General features: G+C 68.2%; 1 protein-coding gene and 1 pseudogene. Both read left to right on the forward strand.

All coding sequences use genetic code 11. From position 1 onward, the window contains the following. Positions 1-473 (forward strand): nucleoside deaminase (locus ACIRJP_RS42395; RefSeq protein ID WP_404186563.1); only part of this gene is annotated, 473 nt, incomplete at its 5' end. A 396-nt stretch (positions 474-869) separates the two neighbouring features. Then, positions 870-1,670 (forward strand): annotated as a pseudogene (locus ACIRJP_RS42400) (ISAzo13 family transposase); the annotation flags it as partial. Positions 1,671-2,447: the final 777 nt, after the last annotated feature.

Genomic DNA, 2,447 nt, shown 5'->3' on the forward strand with positions numbered 1-2,447 from the left:
TCTCGGCCATCGCGCTCGCGGCCCAGGCGCGCAGGAACGGGAACCATCCGTTCGGCGCGCTGTTGACCGACTCGACTGGAAGCGTCCTGCTCACGGCCGAGAACACGGTGCTGACGGAACGCGACCTCACCGGACACGCGGAGACCAACCTGGTGCGGTTGGCCTCGCGTACGCTGCAGCCGAGTCAGCTTGTCCATGCCACTCTCTACGCCAGCACGGAGCCGTGTGCGATGTGCTCCGGCGCCGTCTACTGGGGCGGTGTTCGCCGAGTCGTGTACGCGCTCGCGGCGGCAGAGCTGAACGTCCTTGCGGGAGCGGACCCCAGTGAACAACTGCTCGACTTGCCGTGCCGCCGGGTCTTCGAGGCAGGAGGGAGCGCCGTGGCGGTGTCCGGGCCGCACCTGTATGAGGACGCGGTGGCCGTGCACGCCGGATACTGGGGAGAGGAGCCCGTTTCACCCTGCACGACATGAGATCCGGGTTCGCTGACGGCGCGCCGGGGGAGCGCACTGTTTCATGGGCCCCTCGATCAGTAGGGGCCGAGACTTCCTCAAACTGCGGGTGATCATGGCCGAGTCCGAAGGCCGCGCCCCTGCCTTCGGTGAGTTGACTGCCGGTGGGTGGAGTGGCGCGGCGGCCACGCCCACGAGTTCAGCGCCGCCCGACGTCCGAGCAGCGGCAGCGGCCGGACAGGGTGGTCCTGCCCGGCCGCGGTGCCCGTTTCCGCTCCTTCTGGTTCTCGCGATATCCCTGAGACAAACCCGCACATGGTCGGCCACGCTTGGTCCATGGCGGCATTTCTCTACGACCGGTTGGGGCGTGCAGATCATTAACTCGTGGCTTTCCGCTCGGTGATTCGTTGCTCTGGCATGAGCGGTTTGGAAGGACAACGGGCCATGCTGGCAGCCAAGTTCAGGGCGATTCTGCCGCACCTTGACGAGCGACAGCGTCGCCTGTTGATAGGAGCGGAAGCCCAGTCCCTCGGCCACGGCGGGATCAGAGCGGTCGCCCGTGCCGCCGGTGTCCGTGAAGCCACTGTGTCTGTCGGAATGAGGGAACTCGACTCCAAAGAGGCCCCGCTGGGACGCATCCGCCGACCCGGAGGTGGCCGCAAACGCGTCGTCGACCTGAACCCATCCGTTCGTGAGGCACTCCTCATACTGGTCGAGCCCGACGTCCGCGGGGACCCCATGTCGCCCCTGCGCTGGACGACTAAATCCACCCGCAAGCTTGCCGAGCAGTTGGCCCGCCAGGGCCACAAGATCTCCGCGGACACAGTGGGCGACCTCCTGCGCGAGGAGGGCTTCAGCCTGCAGAGCAACGCCAAGACACTGGAAGGAAAGCAGCACCCCGACCGGGACGCACAGTTCCACTACCTCAACGAGCAGGCCCGCGACCACCAGGACAGCAAGGCTCCGGTGATCAGTGTGGACACGAAGAAGAAGGAACTGGTCGGCCCCTTCAAGAACAGCGGCCGTGAATGGGAGCCGGCAGGCGAGCCGGCGCGGGTCGACACCCACGACTTCCCCGACCGCGAACTGGGCAGAGCGGTGCCCTATGGCATCTACGACGTCGCCGCGAACACCGGCTGGGTCAACGTGGGCACCGACCACGACACCGCCGCGTTCGCCGTCGAATCCATCCGCCGCTGGTGGAACGGAGCCGGGCGGACCGTGCGATCGCAGGGTCTGCGCACCGTCCGCCGGAGTCGGCCCTGGACTGCACCACCAGCCGCCGCGCACCGACCTGGCGCGCCGGAGCTCGGCCAGAGAAGGATGCTTCCCTCGACGCGTAGGTACGGGATCCGCACCTGCTCCGGCACTCTTGCCGCTACGAGCAGGACGTTGAAAGCGGCCTTGTCCTCAATCCGGGCGGAGGTTGCTGTCGATCGCGGCGATCGCCGGTGGCGCGGGCAGCGTGGACAGCGGTTCGGCAGCCTCCCCACGACACTGGTCCAGCCGTGCCGTTTTCCGCCCCTCGGACACGGTCCTGGGCGGCCAGGACCGCGTGGGGGAAACCGGCCTGTTCCCAGCCGGGACAGCAGCCGATCGCTAGCGCCGGCCGCGTCAGGGTGCGCGGCCTGGGCCCGGCGTACAGGGAGCGCATGGACGGGCAGAACCGCTTGGCTGAGACCAGCGGGCGGCCCGCCAGGGCCTCGTCGAGGGCGGTCTGGGCCGCCTCCACGATTCCCGGATCGGGCACCGGATCCGGCCGGTCATGCCGCGCACTCCAGTGCGCCGCTCGCCGCGGCCGGGGCCCTCCGGGTGACGCGGCTCTTGATCAACTTGAAAAACCGACTCGAATGTATTTATTGTCGGGGGCATGGGAAGGCCAGTGGATCAACTGACACCGAAGGGCGCGGCAACGCGCCGGGACATTCTGCGCGCCGCCGCCCGTGTCTTCGATGCCAAGGGGTACTCCCTCGCCCGGATGGACGACGTGGTGAG

Source organism: Streptomyces sp. NPDC102437 (assembly GCF_044765565.1).
Classification (GTDB): Bacteria; Actinomycetota; Actinomycetes; order Streptomycetales; family Streptomycetaceae; genus Streptomyces.